The 25564-nt window shown below is 66.8% G+C and carries 20 protein-coding genes; 12 read left to right on the top strand and 8 right to left on the bottom strand.

What is annotated here, in order from left to right; genetic code table 11:
- Positions 1 to 46 precede the first annotated feature (46 nt).
- On the bottom strand, positions 47 to 1102 hold the full coding sequence (locus AC1RT8_RS11195) for an amidohydrolase family protein (protein WP_493075719.1): 1056 nt from the start codon (positions 1100 to 1102) through the stop codon (positions 47 to 49).
- Between the two features lie 234 nt (positions 1103 to 1336).
- On the opposite strand from AC1RT8_RS11195, the gene AC1RT8_RS11190 reads away from it, so the two are divergent.
- From AC1RT8_RS11190 to AC1RT8_RS11175, 4 genes are read left to right on the top strand one after another with little or no spacing between them, the layout of a single operon-like run.
- Positions 1337 to 2164 (top strand): enoyl-CoA hydratase-related protein, encoded by an 828-nt coding sequence (locus tag AC1RT8_RS11190; protein WP_493075718.1) that lies wholly within the window; start codon positions 1337 to 1339, stop codon positions 2162 to 2164.
- Positions 2164 to 3840: an acyl-CoA dehydrogenase family protein gene (locus AC1RT8_RS11185; protein WP_493075717.1), complete on the top strand. Its 1677-nt coding sequence runs from the start codon at positions 2164 to 2166 to the stop codon at positions 3838 to 3840. Before AC1RT8_RS11190 ends, AC1RT8_RS11185 begins: the two co-directional genes overlap by 1 nt.
- A 2-nt stretch (positions 3841 to 3842) precedes the next feature.
- Positions 3843 to 5336, top strand: a complete 1494-nt coding sequence (locus AC1RT8_RS11180) for a 3-hydroxyacyl-CoA dehydrogenase (protein ID WP_493075716.1) — start codon at positions 3843 to 3845, stop codon at positions 5334 to 5336.
- Positions 5333 to 6091 (top strand): enoyl-CoA hydratase/isomerase family protein, encoded by a 759-nt coding sequence (locus AC1RT8_RS11175; RefSeq protein WP_493075715.1) that lies wholly within the window; start codon positions 5333 to 5335, stop codon positions 6089 to 6091. Before AC1RT8_RS11180 ends, AC1RT8_RS11175 begins: the two co-directional genes overlap by 4 nt.
- Positions 6092 to 6228: 137 nt before the next feature.
- Here AC1RT8_RS11175 and AC1RT8_RS11170 read toward each other — a convergent pair whose 3' ends face one another.
- Positions 6229 to 7656: an NAD-dependent succinate-semialdehyde dehydrogenase gene (locus AC1RT8_RS11170; protein ID WP_493075714.1), complete on the bottom strand. Its 1428-nt coding sequence runs from the start codon at positions 7654 to 7656 to the stop codon at positions 6229 to 6231.
- A gap of 167 nt (positions 7657 to 7823) precedes the next feature.
- Here AC1RT8_RS11170 and AC1RT8_RS11165 point away from each other — a divergent pair, with 167 nt between their 5' ends.
- The 4 genes from AC1RT8_RS11165 to AC1RT8_RS11150 are packed head-to-tail and all read left to right on the top strand — an operon-like array spanning position 7824 to position 13170.
- Complete coding sequence (locus AC1RT8_RS11165) at positions 7824 to 8912, top strand: acyl-CoA dehydrogenase family protein (protein ID WP_493075713.1); 1089 nt, start codon at positions 7824 to 7826, stop codon at positions 8910 to 8912.
- Entirely contained in the window at positions 8899 to 10137 is a 1239-nt protein-coding gene (locus AC1RT8_RS11160) for an acyl-CoA dehydrogenase family protein (RefSeq protein ID WP_493075712.1), read from the top strand. The genes AC1RT8_RS11165 and AC1RT8_RS11160 overlap by 14 nt, the downstream gene beginning before the upstream one ends.
- Positions 10137 to 12302 carry an acetate--CoA ligase family protein gene (locus AC1RT8_RS11155; protein ID WP_493075711.1) on the top strand — a complete coding sequence of 722 codons (2166 nt, stop codon included), beginning with the start codon at positions 10137 to 10139 and terminating at the stop codon, positions 12300 to 12302. The genes AC1RT8_RS11160 and AC1RT8_RS11155 overlap by 1 nt, the downstream gene beginning before the upstream one ends.
- The gene (locus AC1RT8_RS11150) at positions 12280 to 13170 is read left to right on the top strand and encodes a crotonase/enoyl-CoA hydratase family protein (protein ID WP_493075710.1); all 891 of its coding nucleotides are present in this window, start codon (positions 12280 to 12282) and stop codon (positions 13168 to 13170) included. Before AC1RT8_RS11155 ends, AC1RT8_RS11150 begins: the two co-directional genes overlap by 23 nt.
- 34 nt (positions 13171 to 13204) lie before the next feature.
- Here AC1RT8_RS11150 and AC1RT8_RS11145 read toward each other — a convergent pair whose 3' ends face one another.
- Complete coding sequence (locus tag AC1RT8_RS11145) at positions 13205 to 13597, bottom strand: DUF3597 family protein (RefSeq protein WP_493075709.1); 393 nt, start codon at positions 13595 to 13597, stop codon at positions 13205 to 13207.
- Positions 13598 to 13778: 181 nt separating this feature from the next.
- On the opposite strand from AC1RT8_RS11145, the gene AC1RT8_RS11140 reads away from it, so the two are divergent.
- Positions 13779 to 14357: a DUF4142 domain-containing protein gene (locus AC1RT8_RS11140; RefSeq protein ID WP_493075708.1), complete on the top strand. Its 579-nt coding sequence runs from the start codon at positions 13779 to 13781 to the stop codon at positions 14355 to 14357.
- Between the two features lie 43 nt (positions 14358 to 14400).
- On the opposite strand, the gene AC1RT8_RS11135 is transcribed toward AC1RT8_RS11140, so the two are convergent.
- Positions 14401 to 15342: an alpha/beta hydrolase gene (locus AC1RT8_RS11135; RefSeq protein WP_493075707.1), complete on the bottom strand. Its 942-nt coding sequence runs from the start codon at positions 15340 to 15342 to the stop codon at positions 14401 to 14403.
- Positions 15343 to 15419: 77 nt separating this feature from the next.
- Here AC1RT8_RS11135 and AC1RT8_RS11130 point away from each other — a divergent pair, with 77 nt between their 5' ends.
- Both AC1RT8_RS11130 and AC1RT8_RS11125 read left to right on the top strand, forming a co-directional pair.
- On the top strand, positions 15420 to 16691 hold the full coding sequence (locus AC1RT8_RS11130) for a CoA transferase (protein ID WP_493075706.1): 1272 nt from the start codon (positions 15420 to 15422) through the stop codon (positions 16689 to 16691).
- Positions 16692 to 16829: 138 nt separating this feature from the next.
- Positions 16830 to 18029 (top strand): LLM class flavin-dependent oxidoreductase, encoded by a 1200-nt coding sequence (locus AC1RT8_RS11125; RefSeq protein ID WP_493075705.1) that lies wholly within the window; start codon positions 16830 to 16832, stop codon positions 18027 to 18029.
- A gap of 3 nt (positions 18030 to 18032) precedes the next feature.
- On the opposite strand, the gene AC1RT8_RS11120 is transcribed toward AC1RT8_RS11125, so the two are convergent.
- Entirely contained in the window at positions 18033 to 18482 is a 450-nt protein-coding gene (locus tag AC1RT8_RS11120; RefSeq protein ID WP_493075704.1) for a MarR family winged helix-turn-helix transcriptional regulator, read from the bottom strand.
- Between the two features lie 142 nt (positions 18483 to 18624).
- Between AC1RT8_RS11120 and AC1RT8_RS11115 the strand changes: the two genes are divergently transcribed.
- The gene (locus AC1RT8_RS11115) at positions 18625 to 19392 is read left to right on the top strand and encodes an alpha/beta hydrolase (protein WP_493075703.1); all 768 of its coding nucleotides are present in this window, start codon (positions 18625 to 18627) and stop codon (positions 19390 to 19392) included.
- A 53-nt stretch (positions 19393 to 19445) separates the two neighbouring features.
- On the opposite strand, the gene AC1RT8_RS11110 is transcribed toward AC1RT8_RS11115, so the two are convergent.
- From AC1RT8_RS11110 to AC1RT8_RS11100, 3 genes are all read right to left on the bottom strand, one after another.
- The gene (locus AC1RT8_RS11110; protein ID WP_493075702.1) at positions 19446 to 21197 is read right to left on the bottom strand and encodes a DUF885 domain-containing protein; all 1752 of its coding nucleotides are present in this window, start codon (positions 21195 to 21197) and stop codon (positions 19446 to 19448) included.
- Between the two features lie 97 nt (positions 21198 to 21294).
- Positions 21295 to 22920, bottom strand: a complete 1626-nt coding sequence (locus AC1RT8_RS11105) for a M20/M25/M40 family metallo-hydrolase (protein ID WP_493075701.1) — start codon at positions 22918 to 22920, stop codon at positions 21295 to 21297.
- A gap of 26 nt (positions 22921 to 22946) precedes the next feature.
- Complete coding sequence (locus AC1RT8_RS11100) at positions 22947 to 25535, bottom strand: TonB-dependent receptor domain-containing protein (protein WP_493075700.1); 2589 nt, start codon at positions 25533 to 25535, stop codon at positions 22947 to 22949.
- Positions 25536 to 25564: the final 29 nt, after the last annotated feature.

Raw genomic sequence — 25564 nt, 5'->3', positions numbered from 1 at the left:
CATGTGCCCCGCAATCTAGGCGGGGCCACCTCGCCGCTCCGCACGATTATTTGTCGCCGCCCTCCGACCCGAGATCATACTCGAGCCGGTAGACCCGCGTTGCCGTGCCGCGGAACAGCGCATCCTTCTCGGTTTCCGAACAGTCGGCCGCGATGCGCTTGAACGCGTTCCACAGGGTCCGGTAGCTGCAGCTCTGCCGGTCGACCGGGAAATTGCTTTCGAACATGCAACGATCGGGGCCGAACGCCTCGATGCAATGGATGATGTATGGCCCCCAGGCCTGGGCCAGTTCCTCGGACGAAGGCGGGTGCTCGCGGGCCTCGAAGCTGAAACCATAGGCTGCCATGCCGAGCCCGCCGAGCTTGACCGTCACCCCGGCGTGCCGTGCCAGCAGGTTGATCCCCTCCCGCCACGTCTCGAACACTGCCTTGCGCTGTTTCGCATAGGGGCCGACGCCAAGCGGCGCGCCGATATGGTCGAGGATGATCGGCGTGTCCGGAAAGGCGGCGGCCAGCGCCGCCACCTCATCGAGCTGGGTGAAATAGACCCAGGCATCGAAGCTGAGCCCGAGCGGTGCGAGCCGGGCAAAGCCGCGCCGAAACGCGCTGTCGGCGAGCAAATAGCGGGGGGGCGTGATCTTCGCGAGCGCGCCGACCTTCGCGTCCCATTGCGCCTGCTGGCGGATGCCCCTGAAGCGCCCGTCCCCGGCCGCGACATGCGCCTCGAGCACCGGGGCCACCGCATCGCCCAGCCGCAGATCGGCATAGCCCACGATCCCGGCGCAGGGCCGCCGATCGCCGTACTGGCCGCTCGCGCCGGTCGCCGCCATGTCGTTCACATAGTCGGTCTCGCCGACCGGTCGCATCTCCTCGGGGCCGTCTGCACGGTACATCGCGTTGCATTGAACGAAGACGGATGCACACACGTCATGGCCCGAATCCAGATCGGCCATCAGCTCAGGCAATTGATACGCCTCGGGCGGGCGCCACCAGAGATGATGATGCGCATCGACGATCCGCCGCGCAGGATCGATCACCGCCTCGACAGCGCCCGCCAGCCAGCGGTTCTGTTCCGCCATCGTCCTGTGCGGGATCGATCCCAAGCGCTTCTCCCGTCACGAAATGTGCTGCATGACAGAATGCATCCCGCATCCCTTGCATGCAACTGCCTTCGCCGGCGATGCCGCCGGCTCCGGCATGAGTTGGCCTCATCAAACGGGCAGGAAAATTGGCTTGTTGATCGTCCCGAAACCGGCGGATTGGAGCGACGAACAGCGCGGCATCGCACGGCATCGACCAGCGGTTCCCGACTTGCGCGAATGTCCGGGGGAGTGAGCATGGCATCGGTGGCAACCCACGAATTCGAGCGGGAAGACCTGATCCTCGTCCGCCGCGAAGATCGTGCCGAGGGCGGCTGGGTCGCTTATGTCACCGTCAACAATGTCGCCAAGAAGAACGCCCTTCCCGTCGAAGGCCGCGCGCTTCTGGCGAAGATCATGACCGAACTCGCGACCGAGCCGGAGCTGCGCTGTGCCGTGCTGACCGGCGCGGGCGAGGATTTCATCGGGGGCGCCAATATCGGCCAGATGTCCGAATTCCCCGATCACGTCGTGGCCGAAACGGGCAGCAAGACCACGCACCACGCCTGCGACAGCATGCGCCGCATGCCGGTGCCGGTGATCGCCCGGATCGACGGCTATTGCCTAGGCGCCGGCATGGAGATCGCCACCTCCTGCGACATGCGCGTCGCCACCACCCGGGCGCGCTTCGGCATGCCCGAGGTGAAGTACGGTGTGCCCTCGGGCATGGAGGCGTGCCTGATTCCGCGGCTGGTCGGCTGGGGCAAGGCGATGGAGCTGGTCTTCACCGGCGAGATGATCTCCGCCGAGGAGGCCTATCATTTCGGCTATGTCGAGAAGCTGGTTGCCCCCGAAGACCTCGACCGGCAGACTGAGACCTGGGTACGGGCGATCTGCGAGGCGGGGCCGCGCGCGATCCGCATCCAGAAGGAATTGTGTCGTGACTGGGAACAGATGTCGATCAGCGACGCGGTGCAGGCGGGGGTCCGCGCGGTCGGCCGCGCCCACACCACCGACGAACCCAAGCGCCTGATGACCGCATGGCGCGAACGCCAGCGCCGGAGGCGGGAAGCCCGCGGCTCCTGATGGAGGCCGAGGTTCGGGATCGGGACGGCCTTGTGCTCGCCGATTGCGTCGCCGCGTTGCGCGCGGTCGGTCGCTATCTCGCATCGGTGCGTATCGCAGTGGAAGAACGCGTGTCGGCGGACGGCAAGATCGATGCCGCCCTGCTCAACCGCCATCAGCATGCGGCGCATGGCCTGGCCTGGGTCGCCACCTATGAGGCGGCACTGCGCGCCCTGCTTGGTTGGGCCGAGCGGCTGACGGCGGAACGGCCGCTCCGCGAGGTCGAGCGGCTGATCCTGGTCTGCGGCTTCGCCGAATATCTCGCGCAGATCGGGGGCGGCATTCCGATGAGCCAGGTCGAAATGGTCCGACCGGGCGATTTCGGACTCGAAGAGGAAGCAGCCGCCTGTCTCGCCGACCCGGCCTGCCGCACCCTGATCGCAGCCGGTGGCAGCGACGCCCGCACCCGCATCGCGGCGTTGCTTGGCATCGGCGCAGGGCCGGACCGGGCGCTGGGCGACGAGGTGCTCGACATGATGGCCGACCAGTTCTCGCGTTTCGTCGAGGACAAGGTCGCGCCGCACGCGCACCAATGGCATCTCGACAATGTCTATATCCCGCTGGATGTGGTCATCGCGATGGCGGGCATGGGCGTTTTCGGCCTGACCGTGCCGGAAAGCTATGGCGGCTCGGGCCTGGGCAAGCTCGCCATGTGCCTCGTCTCCGAAGAACTCTCGCGCGGTTATATCGGCGTCGGCTCGCTCGGCACCCGGTCCGAGATCGCGGCGGAGCTGATCCGGCTCGGCGGTACCGAAGCGCAGAAGGATCATTATCTGCCGCGCCTTGCCTCAGGCGAGATATTGCCGACAGCGGTGTTCACCGAGCCCAATGTCGGATCCGACCTCGCCTCGTTGCGCACCCGCGCCGTCCGCGCGACCAATGCCGCCGGCAAACCGGTGTGGCGCGTGACCGGCAACAAGACCTGGATCACCCATGGTGCGCGCAGCGACCTGATGACCCTGCTGGTCCGCACCGACCCCACCCAGACCGGCTATCGCGGTCTTTCCATGCTACTCGCGGAAAAGCCGCGCGGCGACGATACGAGCCCCTTCCCCGCGCCCGGGATGAGCGGCGGCGAGATCGAGGTGCTCGGCTATCGCGGCATGAAGGAATATGAAATCGCCTTCGAGGATTTCGAGGTGCCGGAGAGCGCGCTGCTCGGCGGGGTCGAAGGCCAGGGCTTCAAGCAGCTGATGGAGACCTTCGAGAGCGCGCGCATCCAGACCGCGGCGCGCGCGGTAGGCGTGGCGCAGAACGCGCTCGAACTCGGCCTGTCCTATGCCGCCGACCGGATACAGTTCGGCGAGCCCATCGCCACCTTCCCGCGCATCGCCGGCAAGCTCGGCTGGATGGCGGCGGAGACGATGATCGCGCGCCAGCTCTCCTATGTCGCCGCGCGCGAGAAGGACGAAGGCAAGCGCTGCGATATCGATGCCGGCATGGCCAAGCTGCTTGCCGCCCGGGTCGCGTGGAGCAATGCCGACAATGCGCTGCAGATCCATGGCGGCAACGGCTTTGCGCTCGAATATCCGATCAGCCGGGTGCTGTGCGACGCGCGTATCCTCAACATCTTCGAAGGAGCAGCCGAGATCCAGGCGCAGGTGATCGCGCGCGGCCTGCTCGCGCGGGGGAACTGACCATGGCGGTGATCGGCGTCATCGGCACCGGCGTGATGGGGCGCGGCATCGTCCAACTCTTCGCCCAGGCAGGCCACGATTTGCGACTCTACGACGCCAGCCCGGAGGCGGTGGCCGAGGCCGCCCGCTTCGTCGCAGGCATGATCGACCGACAGGTGACCAAGGGCACGATCGACGCCATGGCCGGCGAGGCGATCAAGGACCGGATCGTCCCGTGCAGCGCGCTTGCCGATCTCGCCGGCTGCGAGGTGGTGGTCGAGGCGATTGTCGAGCGGCTCGACGTAAAGCAGCAATTGTTCGACGAACTGGAGACGCTGGTCGGCGCGGAGTGCATTCTCGCCAGCAACACCTCCTCGCTGCTGATCAGCGCCATCGCTTCCAAATGCGCGCATCCCGAACGAGTCGCCGGACTGCACTTCTTCAACCCCGTGCCGCTGATGAAGCTCGCCGAAATCATCCCCGGCGTGATGACCACGCCCATCATGACCGATCGCCTGAAGGCACTGGTGGAAGGCGCCGGCCACCGCGCCGTCACCGCCGCCGACCAGCCCGGCTTCCTGGTCAATCATGCCGGCCGCGCGCTCTATACCGAGGGCCTGCGCGTGGTCGAGGAAGGCGTGACCGACCATATCGGCGTCGACCGTATCGTGCGCGAGGGAATGGGATTCCGCATGGGCCCGTTCGAACTACTCGACCTGACCGGGCTCGATGTCTCCGGGCATGTCATGCAATCGATCTACGACCAGTTCCTGCAGGACCCGCGCTATCGCCCCTCGGCACTGATCCCGCCCCGAATCGCGGCCGGGCTGTACGGGCGCAAGACCGGGCGCGGTTTCTACGCCTATGCGGATGGGCGGAGAGAGGAGCCACCCGAAGCTGGTGTGCCTGAGGCCAGGCATCCGGTCTGGCTCGGGGAAGGCGTGGACGTGGAAGCACTGACCGCTCTTGCCACCAACGCCGGCTTCACACTGGCGGACCGGCCCGACGATCCGTCCGGCCCGATCCTGCTGCTCGGGCTTTGGGGCGAGGACACGACCTCGGCCGCGATCCGGCTCGGGCTCGATCCCACACGTATGGTCGCGATGGACCCGATCACCGATTTCGCCCGCCGCCGGACCCTGATGGGGTCGCCGATCACGCGCCAGGCCATTGTCGATGCCGCGCACGCGCTGCTCGCCAGCGATGGCACGAAGGTCAGCGTGATCGGCGACAGCCCCGGTTTCGTCGCGCAGCGCGTGCTGGCGATGATCGTCAACACCGGCTGCGAGATCGTCCAGCGCGGCATCGGCTCGCCCGACGATGTGGACGCGGCGGTGCGGATCGGGCTGGGCTATCCGATGGGGCCGCTGGCGCTTGGCGACCGGATCGGCGCGGCGCGGGTGCTGGCGATCCTGGAGTCGCTGCAGAAGGTGACGGGCGATCCGCGCTACCGCCCAAGCCTGTGGCTGCGCCGCCGCGCCATGCTCGGCCTGCCGCTTGGCCAGCAGGCGGCATGAGCGTCCGCACCGACACGCCAACGCCCGGCGTCCTGCGCGTCCTGATCGACCGGCCCGACGCGCGCAACGCGATCGACGCCGATGTCCGCGCCGGCCTGATCGAGGCGGCGACGTCAGCCCAAAGCGATCCGGCAGTCCGCGCGCTGGTGATCGGCGGCACCGGCGGCATGTTCGGCGCGGGCGGCGACCTGCCCAGCCTGGTCGGTATCGGCGAGGACGCCGCGCTGGCGCGCCTGCGCGAGGGGCACCGGCTGGTGTCGCTGCTCTGGAGCTATCCCAAGCCGGTCGTCGCCGCGGTCGAGCGCTTCGCGATCGGCGCGGGGGCCGGCCTGGCCCTGCTCAGCGACGAGATCATCATCGGGGAGAAGGCGCTGTTCGGTTTTCCCTTCATCCGGCTCGGGCTGGTGCCGGACTGGGGTCTATCCGGTACGGTCCCGCGCCGCGCCGGGGCGGAAGCGGCGACGAAACTGTTCGCGGCGGGTGGCAATGTTGCGGCCGATCGGGCGCTGGCGCTCGGGCTTGCCGATCAGGTCGTCGAGGATGCTCGCGTGATGGAAGAGGCGGTCGCCCGTGCGGAGGCGCTCGCCCGCCTTGCCCCGGGGGCCTTCGCCCGGCTGAAACGGCGCCTGCGCGGCGATGCGGAGCAGGTGTTGCAACTCGACCGCGAAGCGCGCGACCAGGCGGCGTGCCTCGTGTCGTCGGAATTCGCCGAGGGTTATGCGGCGTTCCGCGAAAAGCGCGAGCCGAGATTTTAACACTACCTCCCCTCTCCTTTCAGGAGAGGGGCAAGCTGCGCAGCAGCGCGGGGTGCGGTTGAGGGCAGGGCCAGCCCGTCGCCCTCACCCTCCCATTGCTTCGCAATGGGCCCCTCCCTCTCCCGCTGGGAGAGGGATTAGACTGTCAGTTGAGTCACGCCCTTCACATATGTGTAGCCATCGAGCCCCTCGGATCCACCCTCGCGGCCATATCCCGAATCCTTGATCCCCCCGAACGGCACCTCGGGGAAGGATGAGGTGAAGTGGTTGATCGACAGGCTCCCGCACTCGACCCCGTCGATCAGCTTCGCCGTCACGTTCGCCGAGTCGGTGAAGGCATAGGCGGCCAGGCCGAACGCCACCGCATTGGCCCGCGCGATCGCCTCCTCCACCTCCGACACCCGACTCACCAAGGCCAAAGGCCCGAATGGCTCCTCCACCATGGCGCGCGCGTCAGCCGGTACATCGGCGATCACCGTCAGCGGATAGACGAACCCTTCATTCCCCTGGCGCACCCCACCGCTCGCCAGCCGGGCGCCGCGCTCCAGCGCATCATGCACATATCCTTCGATCGCGGTCATGCGGCGCTGGTTGATCAGCGGCCCCATCTCGGCTTCCTCATCCAGCGCAGGGCCCGCGCGTAGCGCGGACGCGGCGGCGCCGAAGCTTTCGACGAACCGCTCATACACCGCATCATGCACGAAGAATCGCGTTGGCGAGACGCAGACCTGCCCGGCATTGCGCGACTTGCCCCTGGCCGCCAGCGTCCCCAGCGTATCGACATCGGCATCCTTCCACACGATCACCGGCGAATTCCCGCCCAACTCCATGATCGCCGGCTTCATGTGCCGCCCGCACAATTCGGCTAGATGCTTGCCCACCGGCACCGATCCGGTGAAGGTCACCAGCCGGATCGCGGGATGCGCGATGAGATAGTCGGAAATCTCCGCGGGTTTGCCGAACACGAGATTGACCACGCCCTCCGGCACGCCGGCATCATGGAACGCCTCGACCAGCGCCATCGGCCCGGATGGCGTCTCCTCGGCGCCCTTCAGAATGATGGAACACCCCGCCGCCAGCGCCCCCGCTACTTTCCGCGTCGGTGAGGCCAGCGGATAATTCCACGGCGTGAACGCGGCGACGATCCCGATCGGATAGCGCAATGCCATCTTGCGGAACCCCGGCTGGGCCGGGATGATCCGGCCGTAGAGCCGCCGTCCTTCGCTCGCGTCCCACACGATCCGCGCGCGGGCGATATCGACCTCGCTGCGTGCTTCCTCGAGCGTCTTGCCCTGGTCGAGCGCGATGGCACGGGCAATGCGCTCACGCCGTTCGCCGAGCAGGTCGGCGGCGCGCAGCAGGATTTTCTCGCGATCGGCCGGCGACACCTCGCGCCATGCCTTCAGGCCCTTTTCCGCCGCCGCGATGGCATCGTCCAGCTCGGTCCGGCCGGCATGCGGCAGCGATGCCAACACCGATCCGTCCGAGGGATTGATCACTTCTTCCCCGGCCGCGGCGGTGCGCCATGCCCCACCGATCAGGAATTTCAGCTCGGGATATCCCATCACTCTCTCCTGCTCTTCGGGTCGTTTCTCATCGTCAGCGGCTTATTGTTTATTCGGAAGACTTGCCAAATGACAGATTATCACGCCTCTATCAGATTATATCGGGTTGATGCGCATCGGCCTTTGCCGGATGCCCGAAACACGATGGAACGGGTGCCAGACAGGCGATGAATTTCGACTTTTCCGAAGATGTGACGCTGATGCGCGAAGAGGTCCGCAGGATATTGCGCGACACTTTCCCGCACGGCAGCGTTCGCCGGGCGGTCGATGCCGGCGCGCCGTTCGACCGGACCTTTTGGCGGTCGATCGGGGAGATGGGCTGGCTCGGCGTGGCCATCCCGGAACGTTTCGGCGGGTCGGGTCTCGGCTATGAGGCCCTGTGCATGATCGCCGAGGAGATGGGCAGTGCGCTGGTGCCCATACCCTTCGCCTCCTCGATCCAGCAGGCGGCCGAGGCGATCCTGCTGTTCGGCAGCGATGCGCAGTGCGAGCGCTGGCTGCCCGGTCTCGCGAGCGGCGCGACGATCGGCTGCGTCGCGCTGGCGGAGGGCCCGGGCGACCCGCGCGAAGCTGCTCTTACGACCAGCTTTGCGAGCGGCCTTACTGGGACCAAGCTTCCGGTGATCGATGGCGACATCGCCGATCTCTGCGTCGTCGTCGCCAGGGATGGCCTGTGGGTCGTCAAGCTCGACCAACCCGGTGTCACCCGTGAACCGCTGGAGGCGCTCGACCTGATCCGCCACAGCATCCGCCTGACCCTCGACAATGCCGAAGCCGAGCGGCTCGACGGCGCGCAGGGCTGGGACGACGTCCAGCGTCTGCTCGAGCGTACCGCGATCCTCACCGCCTTCGAACAGGTCGGCGGGGCGCAGGCGGCGCTCGACATGGCGGTCGAGTTCGCCAAGGAGCGTTATGCCTTTGGCCGCTCGATCGCGTCCTTCCAGGCGATCAAGCACAAGCTTGCGGACATCTATGTCGCGCTCGAACTGGCGCGATCCAATGCCTGGTACGGCGCCTGGGCGCTGGAGAATGACGCGCCCGAACTCCCCGTCGCCGCCGCCGCCGCGCGGCTCGCCGCGATCGACGCGTTCAGCCTCGCCGCCAAGGAGAATATCCAGACCCATGGCGGCATGGGCTTCACCTGGGAGTCCGACTGTCACCTCTATTACCGCCGCGCCCGAGAACTGGCGCTGGTCATGGGCAGCGCGCACTACTGGCGCGACCGCCTGATCGACCGGCTGGATGAGGCCGCCTGAGATGGACTTCAGCGACACCCCCGAAGAAGCCGCCTTCCGCGCCCAGGCCCGCGCGTTCCTCGACGCGCACATGCCGCTCAAGCAGGGCCGCGTCACCAGCCGGGCAATGACGCCGGAGGATGTCGCCGCCTCCAGGGCCTGGCAGCGCATCAAGGCGGAGAAAGGTTTCGCCGGCATCCTCTGGCCGAAGGAATATGGCGGCCGTGAGGGCACGCCGATGCAGCAGATCATCTTTGGCCAGGAGGAAGAGCGCTACGCCGTGCCGACCACGGTGTTCAACCAGGGCGTCGGCATGGCGATGCCCACCGTGATGAGCTTCGGCACGCCCGAACAGCTCGCACGCTATCCCCGCCCCGCGCTGATGGGCGACGAAGTGTGGTGCCAGCTCTTCTCCGAACCCGCCGCCGGTTCCGATCTCGCCGGGCTGCGCACCCGCGCCGTTGCGGACGGCGGCGACTGGGTGATCAACGGCCAGAAGATCTGGACCTCCTACGCGCATTTCGCCGATTTCGGCATGATGGTCGCGCGGACAGCCCCGGACCTGCCCAAGCATCAGGGGCTGACCTTCTTCATTGTCGACATGCGCATACCGGGCATCGAGATCCGGCCGATCCGGCAAATCTCCGGCACGTCGAATTTCAGCGAGGTGTTCTTCACCGACGTCCGCATCCCCGACAGCCAGCGGCTCGGCAAGGTCGGCGAGGGGTGGAAGGTCGCGCTGACCATGCTCGCCAATGAGCGCTTCACCGTCGGCCGGGCCGAGGGGCCGGACTTCGAGGATATCTTCGCACTTGCCCGCAACGTGGATCTCGACGGCAAGCGCGCGGTCGACGACAGCGCGGTGCGCGAACGCCTCGCCCGCTGGTATGTCCAGAGCGCCGGCCTGAAATACACCCGCCTCCGCGCGCAGACGGCGCTGTCGCGCGGCAAGGCGCCGGGGCCGGAGAATTCGATCGGCAAGCTGGTCAGTGCGCCCAAGCTGCAGGAGATCGCGACCTTCGGCATCGACCTGATCGGCATGGCCGGCGCGATATCGGACCCGGACGTTGCGGCGATGAATGGCTGGTTCCAGCAGGCGCTGCTCTATGCCCCGAGCAAGCGAATCGCCGGCGGCACAGACGAGATATTGCGCAACATCATCGCCGAGCGCGTGCTCGGGCTGCCCGGCGATGTCCGCGCCGACAAAGGCCTGCCGTTCAACCAGATTCCGACGGGTCTGCGCTGATGCGCCGCGCGGTCTATACCCATGTCGAGATGAAGCGCCTGATCGCGCCGGAGACGGTCGCGATCATCGGCCTCTCGCGCACCGAGACCTCGTTCGGCGCCCGGACCGCCGCCAACCTCGCGCATTTCAGCGGTCGCATCTACGGCGTGAACCCGAATGGCGGCGTGATCCACGGCGTGCAATGTTTCGCGACCCTCGCCGATATCCCTGAGCCGGTGGATTGCGCCGTCCTCGCCGTGCCGATGGAGGCGGTCGAGGCCGTGGTGACGCAATGCGCCGTGGCCGGTGTCGGCGGGTGCATCATCTATGCCTCGGGTTTCGCCGAAACCGCGCTTCCCGACCGTATCGCCCTCCAGCAGCGCGTCGCCGATATCGGCCGCGCGGCCGACATGCGCATCGTCGGGCCCAATTGCTTCGGCCTGATCAACAACATCTCGCGGGCCGGGCTCAGCTTCTCCGGCCGGTACGGCGCATCGCCGGGGCGGCAGGGGCCGATCGGTCTCGTCTCGCAATCCGGCGGGCTCGGTCAGGCGCTTGCCCAGGTGACCGAGCGCGGCGGCGCGTTCAGTCATTTCCTCGCCGCGGGCAACAGCTGCGACGTCGATGTGTGCGACTATCTGAGCTTTCTCGCCGGCGATCCCGATTGCCGGGTCATCACCTGCATCGCCGAAGGGCTGAAGCATGGCGAGCGCCTGCTCCAGGCCGGCGAGGCGGCGCGCGGCGCGGGCAAGCCGATCGTCATGTACAAGATCGCGACCGGCGCGGCATCGGCCCAGGCGGCGATGTCGCACACCGGCACGCTTGCCGGATCGAACGCGGCCTATGACGCCGCCTATCGCCGCGTCGGCATCATCAAGGCCGACAATATCGAGGACCTTTACCCGATGGCTGCCTTCTTCGCGAAGGCCGGGCTGCCCAAGGCCGGGGGTGTCGCGGCGGTCGCGGCCTCGGGTGGCGCCTGCGTCATCACGCTCGACAAGGCCGAGGCGGCTGGCATGCCCATGCCCCTCCCGGCGCCCGAAACCCGTGCGGTGCTGGAAGCGAACGTCCCCGATTTCGGATCGCCGACCAACCCGTGCGACATCACCGCCCAGGTCGCGACCATCCCCGCCTCCTATGCCGCTTGCGCCGGGGCATTGCTCGCCGATCCGTCCTACAGCGCGCTGGTGGTGATGGCGCCGAGCATCAGCGAGGCGATGACCCCGCGCAACGTGACGATGTTCTCCGACCTGGCCGGGGCGGCGGGCAAGCCGGTCTGCCTGTCCTGGATGTCCGAATGGACCAGCGGCCCCGGCGCCGAGCAATGCGAGGCCGATCCGCATGTGGCGCTGTTCCGCTCGACCGGCCAATGTTTCCGCACGCTCGCTGCCTGGCATGAATGGGCTGCCGCTCTTTCAGCACCACCGCCCCGTGCCCGCATCGCCGGCGGCAATCCCGATGCCGGCGCTCTGCTCCGCGTCGCCGGCGACCGGTTGACCGAGCGCGAGGCCAAGGCCGTGCTCGCCAGCTACGGCGTGCCCGTCGCGAAGGATCTGATCGTCCACAGCGCGGACGCGGCGGTGGACGCGGCGACCGCGCTCGGCTTCCCGGTCGTGCTCAAGGTCGAATCCCCCGACATCGCGCACAAGACCGAGGCCGGCGTCGTCCGCCTCGGGCTCACCGACGAGTACGCCGTGCGCACCGCCTATGCCGAGATCATGGCCGCCGCCGCGCGCGTCGAGCCAGCGCCCTATATCGCCGGCGCGCTCGTCCAGCCGATGATCGCCAAGGGCCTCGAACTAGTCGTCGGCGCGCAGAACGATCCGACCTTCGGCCCGATGATCGTGGTCGGCCTGGGCGGTATCATGGTCGAGCTGATCAAGGATTCAGCGGCCGAGCTTGCCCCGGTGAACCGCGACCAGGCGGCCGCAATGCTGCGCCGCCTCAAGGGCTACAGGCTCCTCACCGGCTTCCGCGGTTCGCCACCGGTGGACATCGCGGCGATCGAACGCATCATCGTCGCGGTTTCCGAACTCGCCTTCGACCAGGCCGATCGCATTGCGGAGGTCGACGTCAATCCGGTGATCTGCCGTCCCGACGGCGCGATCGCGGTGGACGCGCTGATCGTCCGGTCCGACACCTCAGTTCCAATGGAGAGCGCTCATGGCGAAATGGCTGAAGTCTGAGGACTTCATCACCTTCGAGGTGAAGGATCGGATCGCGACCATCACGATGAACCGGCCGGAGAAGCGCAACGCGCTCTCCCCCGAGCTGATCCAGGAAGTCCATGACGCGATGCTCGAGGCGGATGACCTCACCAGCGTGCATGTCATCATATTACAGGGCGCCGGGCAGGATTTCTGCGCGGGGTACGATCTCGGCTTCGGCTCCAACCCGGCCAACCAGGCCGATACCGAGGGCAAGTACCGCACCCGCATCGGCACCTTCGACGACGATATATGGACGATGCAGCGCAAGATGGGGAAGATGCTGATCATCCCCGAGATCCACAAACCGGTGATCGCCAAGATCCAGGGCCGCACGCTGGCGGGTGGTGCGGAGCTGGCGCTGTGCTGCGACATCGTCATCGCCGCGGACGACGCGCTGATCGGCCATCCCGGCGCGCGCGGCATCGGCTCGCCGCCGGTCAATTACTGGTTCTACCATGTCGGTCCGCAATGGGCGAAGCGCCTGCTGCTCACCGGCGACAGCGTGACCGGCAAGGACGCCGCGCGCATCGGCATGGTGCTCGATGCCGTCCCGGCGGCAGAACTCGATGCCGAGGTCGAAGCACTGGCGAAGCGCATCGCGATCCTCGACCCGGAGATCAGCGCCGCGCAGAAACGCATTGTCAACGTTGCGATGGACCTGTCAGGCGCAAAGATGGCGCAGGGTTTCGCGCTTGAAGCCGATGCCCGCGCGCACCTGTCGCAAGGCCCCGGCCGCCAGAAATGGCGCGCGGACGTGAAGGAGCATGGCGTGCGCCAGGCGATCCGCATCCGCGACGCGCAATATGGGTCGGATCCAGTGCGGATCCGGTACCTCGAGGATTAAGGCCGGCAGCCAGCGCCGCCGGCCTCCCAACGGTTCAGTTGCGCAGGCTGTCCGGCACCACGCCGCCATTCTCCGCAAGCTTGGCCATCACCGCCTTGTGGAGCGCGATATTCTTCTCGGCGCTGCCGTCCTCACCGCTCACGCCAAGCTCTTCCGCCAGTTCCTTTCTCGCGGAAAGGCTGGAATCGAGATCGAGCAGTTTCAGCAGGTCGACGATCGACGTCTGGTAGTTGCCGCCGCCGCCCTTCAGCGACGCCATCTCGCCGAGCACCGCGCCGACATCGACATTCTGGGGGGCGGGGGCAGGTGCCGCCGGCGCCACCGGGGCAGGAGCGGCCGGCGCCGCAGCGGGAGCGGCGGGCGCGGCCTGCGGGGCAGCGGCCTTGTGATGAAATATCTTGTCCATGATGCTGCCGAAAATGCCCATTGCTCATCTCCTTGTTGACGTCCTTCGACCGGCCGGGCCGCGTGCCCGTTAGAACGGGGGCCGACGCAAAAAGGTCCCCGGCTGCCATCACCCCGATAAACATCATGGCGCGGAACGATCGTCCGTCGCCGGAAGTTTGTGCGCGGGGCGCCTCAGCGCGCGATCAGCAGGAGTAAGGATGATGCGCTACACAATTATTGCGTTGCTGGCGGGAAGCGCACTCGCGCTCGCCGGGTGCGGCGGGTCGAAGACCGAGACGAGCACCACGACGAACAGCGTCACCACCCAGGCCGACTCGCTGACGGTCGATACCAATGTGACGACGCCGGTCCTCAGCCCGGGTCAGGCCTTCGCCAACGCCGCCGCCTCCAGCGACGCGTTCGAGATCGCTGAATCGCAGCTCGCCCAGACCGTGTCGAAGTCCGCCGCGATCAAGTCCTTCGCGCAGAAGATGATCGACGCCCATACCGGCTCGACCGCCAAGCTGACGGCAGCCGCGGCCGGCGCCACGCCGGCGATCACGCCCGACCCGACCCTGACGGCCGAGCAGCAGCAAAAGCTCGACGCGCTCAAGGCCAAGACCGGCGCCGATTTCGATGCGGGCTACGCAGCCGACCAGGTCGCCGCGCACCAGGCGACGCTCGACGCGGTGAAAAGCTATTCGGCGACCGGCGACGTCCCCGCATTGAAGACCTTCGCGACCGGGCTGGTCCCGACCGTGACGGCCCATCTCAACATGGCAAAGGGCCTGAAGCCCTGACCGGACGGCGGGGCGGCACCGCCGCCCCGCCTTTCCGCCAAGACTAGACGATCCATTCCCGGATAGCGTGCGCCACCTCGTCGACCGCATCTCGCGCCAGCGCCACGTCGCGCGTCATCTGCAGGAAGCCGTGGACCGCGCCTGCCCACACTGCCATCTCCGCCGGCACCCCTGCCGCCGCCAGCCGCTCCAGCAATAAACGGCTGTCGTCCGCTACCGTATCCGCCTCTGCAACCCCCAGGAAGATCGGCGGCAGTCCTGCGAGATCGGCATTTAAAGGCGTTGCTTCGACCGGCGGCTTATCCTTCGCAGTGCCGAGATACTGCCCCCAATACCATTCCATCCGTTCAGCCGTCAGGCCATAGCCCCCGGCTCCGAAGGTCCGCGCGCTCCCGGTGTCCAGCCCCGGCGCAAAACAGCCATAGAGCAACGCGCATCCGACCGGCGTCACCCGCCCTGCATCACGCAGCCGGATCGCCAGCGAGAGCGCCAGATTCGCCCCCGCGCTGTCCCCGGCAAAGGCGAAGCGCGCCGGATCGAGCGCGTAGCGCTTGGCACGCTTCTCGATCCAATCCCATGCCGCCAGGCAATCGTTCAGCGCCGCTGGATGCGGATGCTCGGGCGACAAGCGATAGTCGACGCTGAACAGCACCGCCCCGCTTTGCTGCGCGAGCATGCGCAGCATGCGGTCATGCGTGTCGACATCGCCAGCGAACCAGCCGCCGCCATGAAGATAGAAAATGCCGCCGCGTGTCGTTGCCGCGAAGGGCGTGTAGATGCGCAGGCGGATCAATCCGCCCGCGCCCCGGATACGATGCTCCTCCACGCCGCCCATCTCGGGCAGGCCATCGTTGAACCAGGCGGACGCCGCGTTCATCCGCGCCCGCGCCTCGGCCGGTGGCACGGCCGTCAGCTCGAACACGGGGAAGCGCGTCGTCTGGGCCGCCCGTGCTGCGAGGATTTCGGGATCGATGGGAACCGCCATGGCGGGCGACTATCACGCGTCGCGCCGATCGCAACAATGACGAATTGTCTTCCGGGACATTACAAAGTTTCTGCCGCATGCGCGCCGACGCCTGTTATGCGGAACTCGACTTCGACGGAGGGATCATGCCCGGCATCCTGCACGGCCTGCGCATCGCCGAATGCGCCGCGTTCATCGCCTGCCCCTATGCGACGATGACGCTGGCCGAACTGGGCGCCGAGGTGATCCGCATCGACGCGATCGGCGGCGGGCTGGATTACCGCCGCTGGCCGGTCACGGCCAAGGGCCGCAGCCTCTATTGGGCGGGGCTCAACAAGGGCAAGAAATCTGTCCGCATCGACATTCGCAGCGAGGAAGGCCGCGAACTCGCCCGGGCAATCATCGCCGCGCCGGGCGAGAATGGCGGCATCTTCGCGACCAACCTGCCCGCGACCGGCTGGCTCGCCGACGCGGCGCTTCGTGCGCTCCGTCCCGACCTGATCATGGCGACGATCGTCGGCAATCACGACGGCTCCTCTGCGCTCGACTATACCGTGAACTGCGCGGCGGGCTTTCCCGGCCTCACCGGCCCGCAAGGATCGGACGCGCCGGTCAACCATGTCCTGCCTGCGTGGGACCTGCTCGCCGGTATGAGCATGGCGACGGCGATCCTCGCCGCCGAGCGCCATCGCCGCCTGACCGGCGAGGGCCAGCGCATCCGCATCGCACTCTCCGATGTCGCCTTCGCGGTGGTCAGCGATCTCGGCTATCTCGCCGAACATCAGATCAACGATTCCGCGCGCGCACGCCACGGCAACCATATCTACGGCGCCTTCGGCCATGACTTCGAGACATCGGACGGCCGCCGCCTGATGGTCGCCGCGGTCAGCGCCGGCCAATGGCAGACACTGGTTCGGGCGACCGGCATCGACGATGCCGTCTCCGCGTACCAGCAAGCGAACGGCGTCGACCTGACGCTGGAGGCCGATCGTTTCGAGGCGCGCGAGGCGATCGTCTCCTGGCTCCGCCCCTGGTTCGACGCGCGCACGCTGGATCAGGCCAGCACCGATCTCGACGCCGCCCGCGCCTGCTGGGGCCCGTATCAGGATGTCGGGCAGATGCTCGCCGAGGACCCGCGTGTCTCGCCCGCCAATCCGATGTTCGCCGATGTCGAGCACCGCGCCCTCGGCCGCACCCTGACCGCCCGCACGCCGATCGATTTCTCCGCCGTCGCGGCGATCCCGCCGCTCGCCGGCCCGGTACTCGGCCAGGATACCGATGCCGTTCTGGCCGACCTGCTCGGCCTCTCCTCGGGCGCGATCGGCGCCCTGCACGACCGCTCGATCATCGCCGGCCCAGACGACCTCTGATGCGCCACGCAGTTTGTATTATGAGATATATTCCATTTTACAGCACATCAAAGCCTGATAGTCATCCGGCGGAAACGGCGCGACAATCGCCTCAAAAGGCACGCGCGGCGACTCGGTGAACAGGAGCGGTCGGTACCCATGTCGAACCCCAATATGCGCCACGGCATCTTCCTCGCGCCGCTCCACGCCGTCGACGAGAACCCCAACAGCCTGATCCACCGCGATCTCGAATTGATGGAATGGCTGGACAGGCTCGGCTTCGACGAGGCGTGGATCGGCGAGCATCATTCGGGCGGGTTCGAGACGATCGCCAGCCCCGAACTGTTCATCGCCGCCGCGGCGGAGCGGACGAAGACGCTGCGCTTCGGCACCGGCGTCATCTCGCTCCCCTATCACCAGCCGCTGATGGTCGCGAACCGCATCATCCAGCTCGATCACCAGACGCGTGGCCGGGTGATGTTCGGCTTTGGCCCCGGGCTGCTCGTGTCCGACGCGGCGATGCTCGGCATCGATCCCAAGAAACAGCGCGATCGCATGGCTGAATCGCTCGACGTCATCCTGCGCCTGCTCGCCGGCGAGACGGTGACCGAGAAGACCGAATGGTATGATCTGGTCAACGCGCGCGTGCACCTGATGCCCTATACCCAGCCGCGCCCCGAAATCGCGGTGGCCAGTGCCGCCACGCCATCGGGCGGCAAGCTCGCCGGCAAGCACAATCTCATGATGCTCTGCGTCGCCGCGACCGATCCGCGCGGCGGGTTCAACGTGCTGGACGTCAACTGGAAGGTCGCGATGGATTCGGCGGCCGAGCACGGCAACATCATGAACCGCAACAAGTTGCGCCTGATGGGCCCGATGCACATCGCCGAAACCCGCGAAAAGGCGCGCGAGAATGTCCGTTTCGGGCTTGAGAAATATATCGAATATGCCCGCACGCTGACGCCAGGCCGCTACGGCGAATTCGGCACGCGCGATCCGGTCGATGTGATGCTCGATTCCGGCCATATCGTGATCGGCACGCCGGACGACGCGATCAAGGTGCTCGAACAGCTGCGCGAGAAGCAGGGCCATTTCGGCGGCTTCCTCCACCAGGCGCATGACTGGGCGGACTGGGAGCAGACCAGGAAATCCTACGAACTCTATATGCGCTTCGTCGTGCCCCATTTCTCGGGCGCCAACGCACGCCGCGACGAATCCTATGATGAATGGAAGGCGCGCTCGGCCGAGTTCAGCGAGGCAAGCCATGCCGCCGCCCAGGCGACCTTCGCCAAATTCGGCAAGGCCGACCAGGCCGAGGCGGCGGGCAAGCAGACCGGGATGATCGGGGTGAAGGGATAGCCTTTACGCATCCTTGCCCGTCAGCGCGTCGCGCAATCGCTGCACTGCCTCGTTCAGGGCGATCATGTCCGACACCGTCAGCCGGGAATTCTCCAGCAGCGTATCGGTCAGGCACGAGGTCCGGGCGCGCAGCCCGCGTCCCTTCTCGGTCAGGAACACCTGCACCTGGCGTTCGTCCTGCGGGTTGCGCCGGCGATCGACGAAGCCGGCCGCTTCAAGCCGCTTCATCAGCGGCGTGATCGTACTCGGCTCGAGTGCGAGCCGGTCGGCGATCGCCGAGATCGTCTGGCCATCTTCCTCCCACAAGGTGCTGAGCACGAGATATTGCGGATAGGTCACGCCCAGCGAATCGAGCATCGGCTTGTAGAGCCGGTTGATCGCGATCGTGGTCGAATAGAGCGAAAAACAGAGCTGCGCGTCGAGCGGCAGCGGCTCCTTGCCTGGGTCGGTCATCAAATTCTCGCTTCCAAATCAGTCCATTATCACAAAAATGCATATCGCGATAAATTTGCCTTTGACAAGGGCAAAAACTGCTCCTATTTAATGATTATCGCGATAAGAAATATCGCAGTAACAAAATGGAAGGAGACTGAAGATGACCAAGTTCAAGATGCTCGCCGCCGCTGCCACGCTCGCTCTCGGCACGGCTCCCGCCATGGCCCAGGGGGCCGGCAATCCCATCAAGTCGGTCCTGCTCGTGCATGGCGGCTTCGTCGACGGCTCCGGCTGGCAGGACGTGTATCAGATCCTGAAGAAGGACGGCTACAAGGTGACGATCGTCCAGAACCCGACCAATTCGCTGGCCGACGACGTCGCCGTCACGAAGCGCGCGATCGCCGCGGCCGACGGCAAGGTCATCCTGGTCGGCCACAGCTATGGCGGCGTGGTGGTGTCCGAAGCCGGTACCGATCCCAAGGTCGCCGGCGTCGTCTACATCGCCGCCTTCGCGCCGGACAAGGGCGAGTCGGTCGGCTCGCTGATCGCCAACCCCGTACCGGGCGCCCCGGTGCCGCCGATCCTGCCGCCCAAGGATGGCTATCTGTTCCTCGACAGCGGCAAGTTCGCTGCCTCCTTCGCCGCCGACGTCCGCCCCGATGTCGCGCAGTTCATGGCTGACTCGCAGGTGCCCTGGGGCGTCGAGGCGCTGGCGGGCGCAGTCACCAACCCGGCCTGGCGCGTGAAGCCGAGCTGGTACCTGGTCGCCAGCGAGGACAAGATGATCCCGCCGGCAGCTCAGCGGCAGATGGCAGCGCGTGCGGGGGCCAAGGTCCAGGAAGCGGCCGGCAGCCACGCCATCTATGTCTCGAAGCCGGCCGTCGTCGCCTCGATCATCGAGGAAGCGGCCCGCGGTTCGGCCAAATAAGCCGATCGATCGAAACGGTGGCGCCGGACCTAGCCAGAGGTCCGGCGCCTTCGTTATTTTGCCTTCTGCGCCGGCACGAATTGCTCCGCCACTGCCTTGGCCAGCAGGTCCGGCGGCAACAGCCCCTGGTCGAGCAGGAAATTGTTGAACGCCAGCCGGTCGAACTTGGCGCCCAGCGCCAGCTCGGTATCCATGCGGATGCGCAGGATACGGGTATAGCCGTAGAAATAGCTGCCCGCCTGGCCCGGCGCGCGCGACGTGTAGCGTTCGATCTCCTGCTTCGCCATCGCCGGCGAAGCGACGATCTGTTCGAGCAGGATGCGCCGCGCGTCCTCCTTCGAGATCAGTCCGAGATTGAGCATCGGATCGAGCATCGCCCGGCCTGCGCGCAGCAGTCGCGCCTGCAGCGCCATCAACTGCCCATCCAGGGGATGATAGGGCAGCGCCTCGGCCTCGGCGTACAGCGCCCAGCCTTCGACATTGACGCTGGTGAACGCGAAATAGATCCGCGCTTGCGACACGCCGCGTTCGACCAGGGCGGTGAACTGCAGCTCATGCCCCGGACGCCCCTCATGCGCGGCGACGGTCCACTGCGCCGAAGGGAAGTTGAAATCGTCATAGGTCGCGTCCGGGCCTGACGCCGCCACACTCAGCGGCAGCACAAAGGTGCCGCGCTCGCCCTTGTTGCCGATCAGCGGCGGCGGCTCCATGTGCGGCGCTGGCGACGCCGCCGACTCAGCTTCGCTGGCGAGCCGCATCTGCATCGGCCGGTCGGGCAGATCGACGATGCGCTCGCGCTTGATCGCGGCTTCGTTGGCACGGATCACCTCGGCATAGCTCGCCTCGAGCTTGTCGTTGGGGATGGTTGCCTGCTTCAACTGGCGGATGACGTCGGCATAGCTGCCGCCCTTCAACCCCTTTTCCTTCGCGACCAAGGGCGCCAGCGCGGTCATCGCCGCGCGCGTCTCGGCGAACTCGATCTGCGCCTGCTGGATCAGCAGGCGCGGGTCGATATCGATGCCGAACTGCTTCAGCCTATAGGCATAGACCTCGGGCGGAAGGCGGAAATCGGTGCGCGCCAACGGCAGCACCTCGGCGCGCTCCCACGCCGTATAATCGGCGATCTGCTTGTCGAGCTTGGCCAGCGCCGCCTCGGCGCCGGCGATCTTGTACTTCGCGAACAACTTGCGGATGCCCTGCGCATAGGTCCCGGCATTGGTCAGCGCATTGTCCAGCGCGACCTTGTCGGGCCCGAGCAGCCCGGCCTTGCGCGTCTCGGCGAAGCGCGCTCTGGCCAGATCGGTCAGCGGCGTCGTGCCGGGATAGTCCCCGACATAGCGACGCAGCAGTTCCACCGCCTTTTGCCGCCGCTCGGGCACCACCTGGTCGTCGAGCAGCCCCTTGATCCCGCCGAACATCGCTCTGGGCGCGTCGATCCAGGACAGGAAATATTTGCGCCGCAGGCGCGTGCCCTCAAGATCGGATTCGATCGACCGGATCATGATCTCCAGATCCTGCCGGACATTGGCATCCTTTTCGCTCGCCAGTTTTTGTCGGAGGTTCGCGAGGACCTTGCCCATCGCCTCGGCAGTGCGTTCGTCCAGCTTGGGCCCGAGATCGGTCGCCAGCCCGTCATAGGCGGTCATGCCGTTCTGCGATGCCGATTCAGGATCGAACTTGGCCTGCGCCTCGGCGACGATCAGTGCATTGCGGTCGCTGATCGTGACCCAGCCCTTGTCGGGCGCGGCAGCCGACAACGGCACGGCGGCGAAGAGCAGCAGGATCGGGATGGCGAAGCGGCGCATGCGGGTCTTTCCGGAAAAATATCGCGGCCGCAAGAAATCCCCCGTCGGCCCTCCCGCCTTTCTTGGCCCAGCGCCGCGCCAACGGCAAGAATCGCCGTCAGGGGCTGGCGTCGGTCTTCAGCCACGGCACCGGATCGGCCACCGTCGGTCTGGTCGGCATCGGGCGGCGGGGCACCGGCTTGTCGGCATTGGCCGCGCTCCACAGCACGCCGGCAAGGACGACCGATGCCTGGCGGATGTCCGCCGGATCGAGATGGTCATAGGTGTCCATCGAGGTGTGGTGCAGCCGGCCATAATCGTTCCAGTCCTGGATGAACTGGAAGCCGGGCACGCCGACCATCTGCATGAAATCCTGGTCCGAGCCGCCGCTGCCCTGGATCGCCACGGTCGACGCCCCCATCGACGCGAACGGTGCCAGCCAGGCCTGGAACACCGGCACCGCCGCAAGATTGCTTTCGGCATAGAGGCCGCGGATCTTGCCCGATCCATTGTCCAGATTGAAATAGGCCGAGAGATCGCCCCAGCCGGGCCGCTTGGTGACTGGCCAGCGATCGCTCCAGGTGAGCAGACGGGCGAGGCCTGTCACCTGCGGATCCACGCTGCCGCGCGACCCGAGATATTTGTCGACATAGGCGATGCTGCCAAGCAGCCCCTGCTCCTCCGCACCCCATAGCACAAAGCGGATGCTGCGCCTGGGCCGCGGCATCTTCGCCAGGATGCGCGCCGCCTCCATCACCATCGCGACGCCCGCGCCGTCATCGGAGGCGCCATCGGCGGGGGCGGCGCTATCGAGATGCGCGCCGGCCATGACATAGCCCGCCTTGCCGTCGCTGCCGGGGATGTCGGCGAAGATATTGTACGCCTGGATGTCGCTGTCGTCATAATGCACCCGGCTGTCGATCTCGAGCGTGGGCGGCGGGCCGATCTCGGCCAGCCGGACGAGGCGGCGATAATCCTCCACCGCGATCTCCACGCCGGGCAACAGGGGCGTGTCGCCGACCGCGTAGCGATTGCCGTCGCCCATCACCAGCTTGCCGTCGAGGCGGGTCATCTTCGCATAGGCGATCGCGCCCTCGTCCTTGAGGAAGCGGTCGAGCGCGCGCGGGAAGCTGACATATTTCGCCACCCAGGCCGCCGAGGCCCCGGGGTCATAGCTTGGCTCCTTATACTCATCGAACTTGGCGAGGTCCTCGGCCGATTGCCGGCTGGCGGCCACCGGCGTCCGCGCATTGTCGGGCGAGATCAGTACGATCCGCCCCGCCAGCTTGCCGCGCCACCGCGCGAAATCCGCTTCCTTCTCCATCGGCGCGACGATGATCGGCGCGGTAACGGACCCATCGGTCGCGGGCGTCCAGCTGATCGGGATCGCGGTCAGCTGGATCGGGCGCGGCGTGAGCATGCGCACGCTCGACCGTTCCATCCACCAGCCGCGGCCGAAATCGAATCCCTCCTTGCGCACATTGCTCAGCCCCCAGGCGCGGAACCGCTCCTGGGTCCAGGCCTCCGCCTTGCGCGCGCCGGGCGAGTTGGTCAGCCGGGGACCGATGACGTCGGCGAGATAGCGTACGGTAGGCATCGCCTCGCTGTGCCTCGTGCCTTCGTCGACGATATGGGCGATCACATCGAGGTCGACCGACTGGGACGGTGCCGCCGATGGTAAAGCAAGCATCGTCGCGGCAAGTAACGCGGCGCGTAACGGGCGGGCGATCAATATGGCGGGCATGTCTCTGCTCCTTTGCCGCGGCGCAGCTACCAGGATTTGCGGATCGAAAAGCTGATGAAGCGGCCAAGCGGCGAATAGTTGGTGGAATCGTAGTTGATCGCGGTCTCGTCGAGCGGCCGGAGATAGGGCGGGTGCGCGTCGCCCAGGTTCTGGACCGACAGCGAAAGCTCGATGCCGTTCAACAGTCCCTGTCGTTCAGGCAGTTTCCACAACAGTGACAGGTCGATGGTCGTCATGTCGTCGCCGCGCATGGCGGGGGTGGTCGCGCGGTCGAGCAGATGCCCGGCATAGTTGACGAAGCTCGTCGCGGTCAGACCGCCATAGCGCCCGGTCAGGCCGCCCCGCGCGCGAAATCGCGGCGGGTTGAAGGTGAGCCCCGCCAGCTTCGCCACCGGTGCGGCCGAGGTGTTGCGCTGGTCGCTGGTCAGCCAGGACCCTTGTCCCGACACCGTCACCGTTCCCCCCGCCAGCGGGAAGAGGTAGCTGCCGACCAGGTCGACGCCGCGGATATGCTGGCTGGTGGCGTTGATCAGCGTGCCGTTGGCGATCGCGACAACCTTGGCCGGATCATAAGGAACGCCGGTGAAATTGCCGAGGCCGTTGTAGTCGCGCGCGATCACGGCGGCCTGCTCGGCCGGGGTAGGCGTATAGTCGATGAATTCGGCGAGCACCGGATTGTTCAGGATAGTCCGCGAGGCGAGCAGCAGCGGCTGGACGACCCGGTCGGTATAGTCGACATCGAACCAGGTCGCCGCGAGTCGCAGGCCCGGCAGGGCGCGCGGATGAAACTCGGCCGTCGCGGAAACGGTCCGCGCCCGCTCCGGCCCCAAGTCCTGATTGCCGCCCGAGGTGAGCAAGATCATCGCATCGGCCGGATAGCCCGTGCCGCCCGCGGAGCTGGCGCGCTGCAGCGAGACGCTGAAGGTCTGGAACTCGTTGCGGAGTGTCGGCGCCTTGAACGATCGCCCCCAGGACAGCTTGAAGTCGATATCCTCCGACGGTGCATAGACCAGGCCGAATTTGGGTGTCGTCACCCCGCCGAACCGGTCATATTCCTCGTGGCGGAACGCCCCCGACAAGATGAGCTTCCGCACCAGCGGGATCGCGTTCGCTTCCGACACCAGCGGTACCGATAACTCGCCGAAACCGTAATAATTGCTGCGCCCGCCGCCCAGGACGGTCGGCAACCCGACCGAGATCACGCGCAGGCGATTGAAGCGATAACCCGCGCCCATCGCGACGCGCACATCGCCGCCGGGCAAGGACAGCAGCCGGCCTTCCGCATCGACCTCGCCTCCATAGGCGAAATTCCGGAAATAAGCCTCGCCGCCCAGATTCTCGCCGGTCACCTTGTCGAAATAATCGTCGAACCGGTGGGTATCGTTGCCGCCGACAAAACCACTCGCCGACGCCGTCCAGTTCCCCGGCAGGCCAAGCGTCAGGACCGGCGAGATCGCGTAATTCTCGTTGCCGAAACGGGTGGTCGCCGCATAGTCGAGCGTCGAATATTCGGCGCCGTTGCTGTAGCGGTTGCTGTAGAGCGCATCGACGCTCAGGGTCAGTCCGTCGGTCAGCTTCTGGTGCGCCGTGACCAGCCCGCCATAATGCCGCACGGCATCGAGCAGCGTGTTGGGCCCGACGACATAGCGCGTATAGTCGCGCTGATCCGATCGCAACTCGTTCTGGCGATCATATTGCAGCGCGACGAGCACCCCACCCGAACTCCAGCGGCGCCCCGCGACCATTTCATAGGCGTGCTGGAATGCCCCGCCATCGGTCGCGACGCCGAGCCGGGCCGAGGTGGCGAGCCCGTCATAATCCCGTTTGAGGATGACATTGGCGACGCCCGCCACCGCGTCCGACCCGTACAGCGCCGAGGCGCCGTCGGGCACGACCTGGATTTCCGACACGGCGTCGAGCGGGATGGCCGAGATGTCCACCGCCTGGGCGGTGCCGTCATAGGCCAGGCGGCGCCCGTTGAGCAGGGTCAGCGTGGCATCGGGCCCAAGCCCGCGCAGGTTGAGCGCCGAGGAGCCGGAGACATTGGTGTTGGAAAAGCTCCCCGTCTGATAGCGGGCGCCCGGATTCTGCCCGCCATTATAGTTGCTCGGGATATTGCGGATCACCTCGCCGAGATCGCGCTGGCCCTCCTCGCGCATCTGTTGCTGCCTGATCTGGACCACCGGAGAGGCGACCGGCGCGCCGCGAATATGCGTGCCGGTGACGACGATATCCTCAGGAGCGGCCGCAGACGGCCCCTGCTGCTCCTCGTCGGATTGAGCGGCCTGCGACGCCACGGACGCTGCGGTCACGACGAAGACGCCCCGCGCGCTGCGCGACACGTTCAGCCCCGATCCGCGGACCAGTGCGAGGACCGCGGCCTCGGCGGTATAGGAGCCCTTGAGCGCATTGCTGTGCTTGCCGCGCACGGTGTCGCTGCGGAACACCACTTGCTGGCGGGTGGCATTGGCCAGCGCCTTGAGCGCACCCTCCATGTCCTGCGCGGGGATGTGGAGCTGGTAGCGGGCCTGGGCCTGCGCCACCGCCGGGGCCACCACCGCCATGGCCGCCGTCAGGACGGTTCCAGTCCGAAAGATCGTGATCCCGCCCATCATCGCTTTCCCCCTCTTCCACTCCCGATCGT

The organism is Sphingomonas sp. GW821-FHT10F11 (assembly GCF_058809095.1).
The sequence above is the reverse complement of the archived record's forward strand: the minus strand, read 5'-3'. Positions and strand labels throughout refer to the sequence as shown.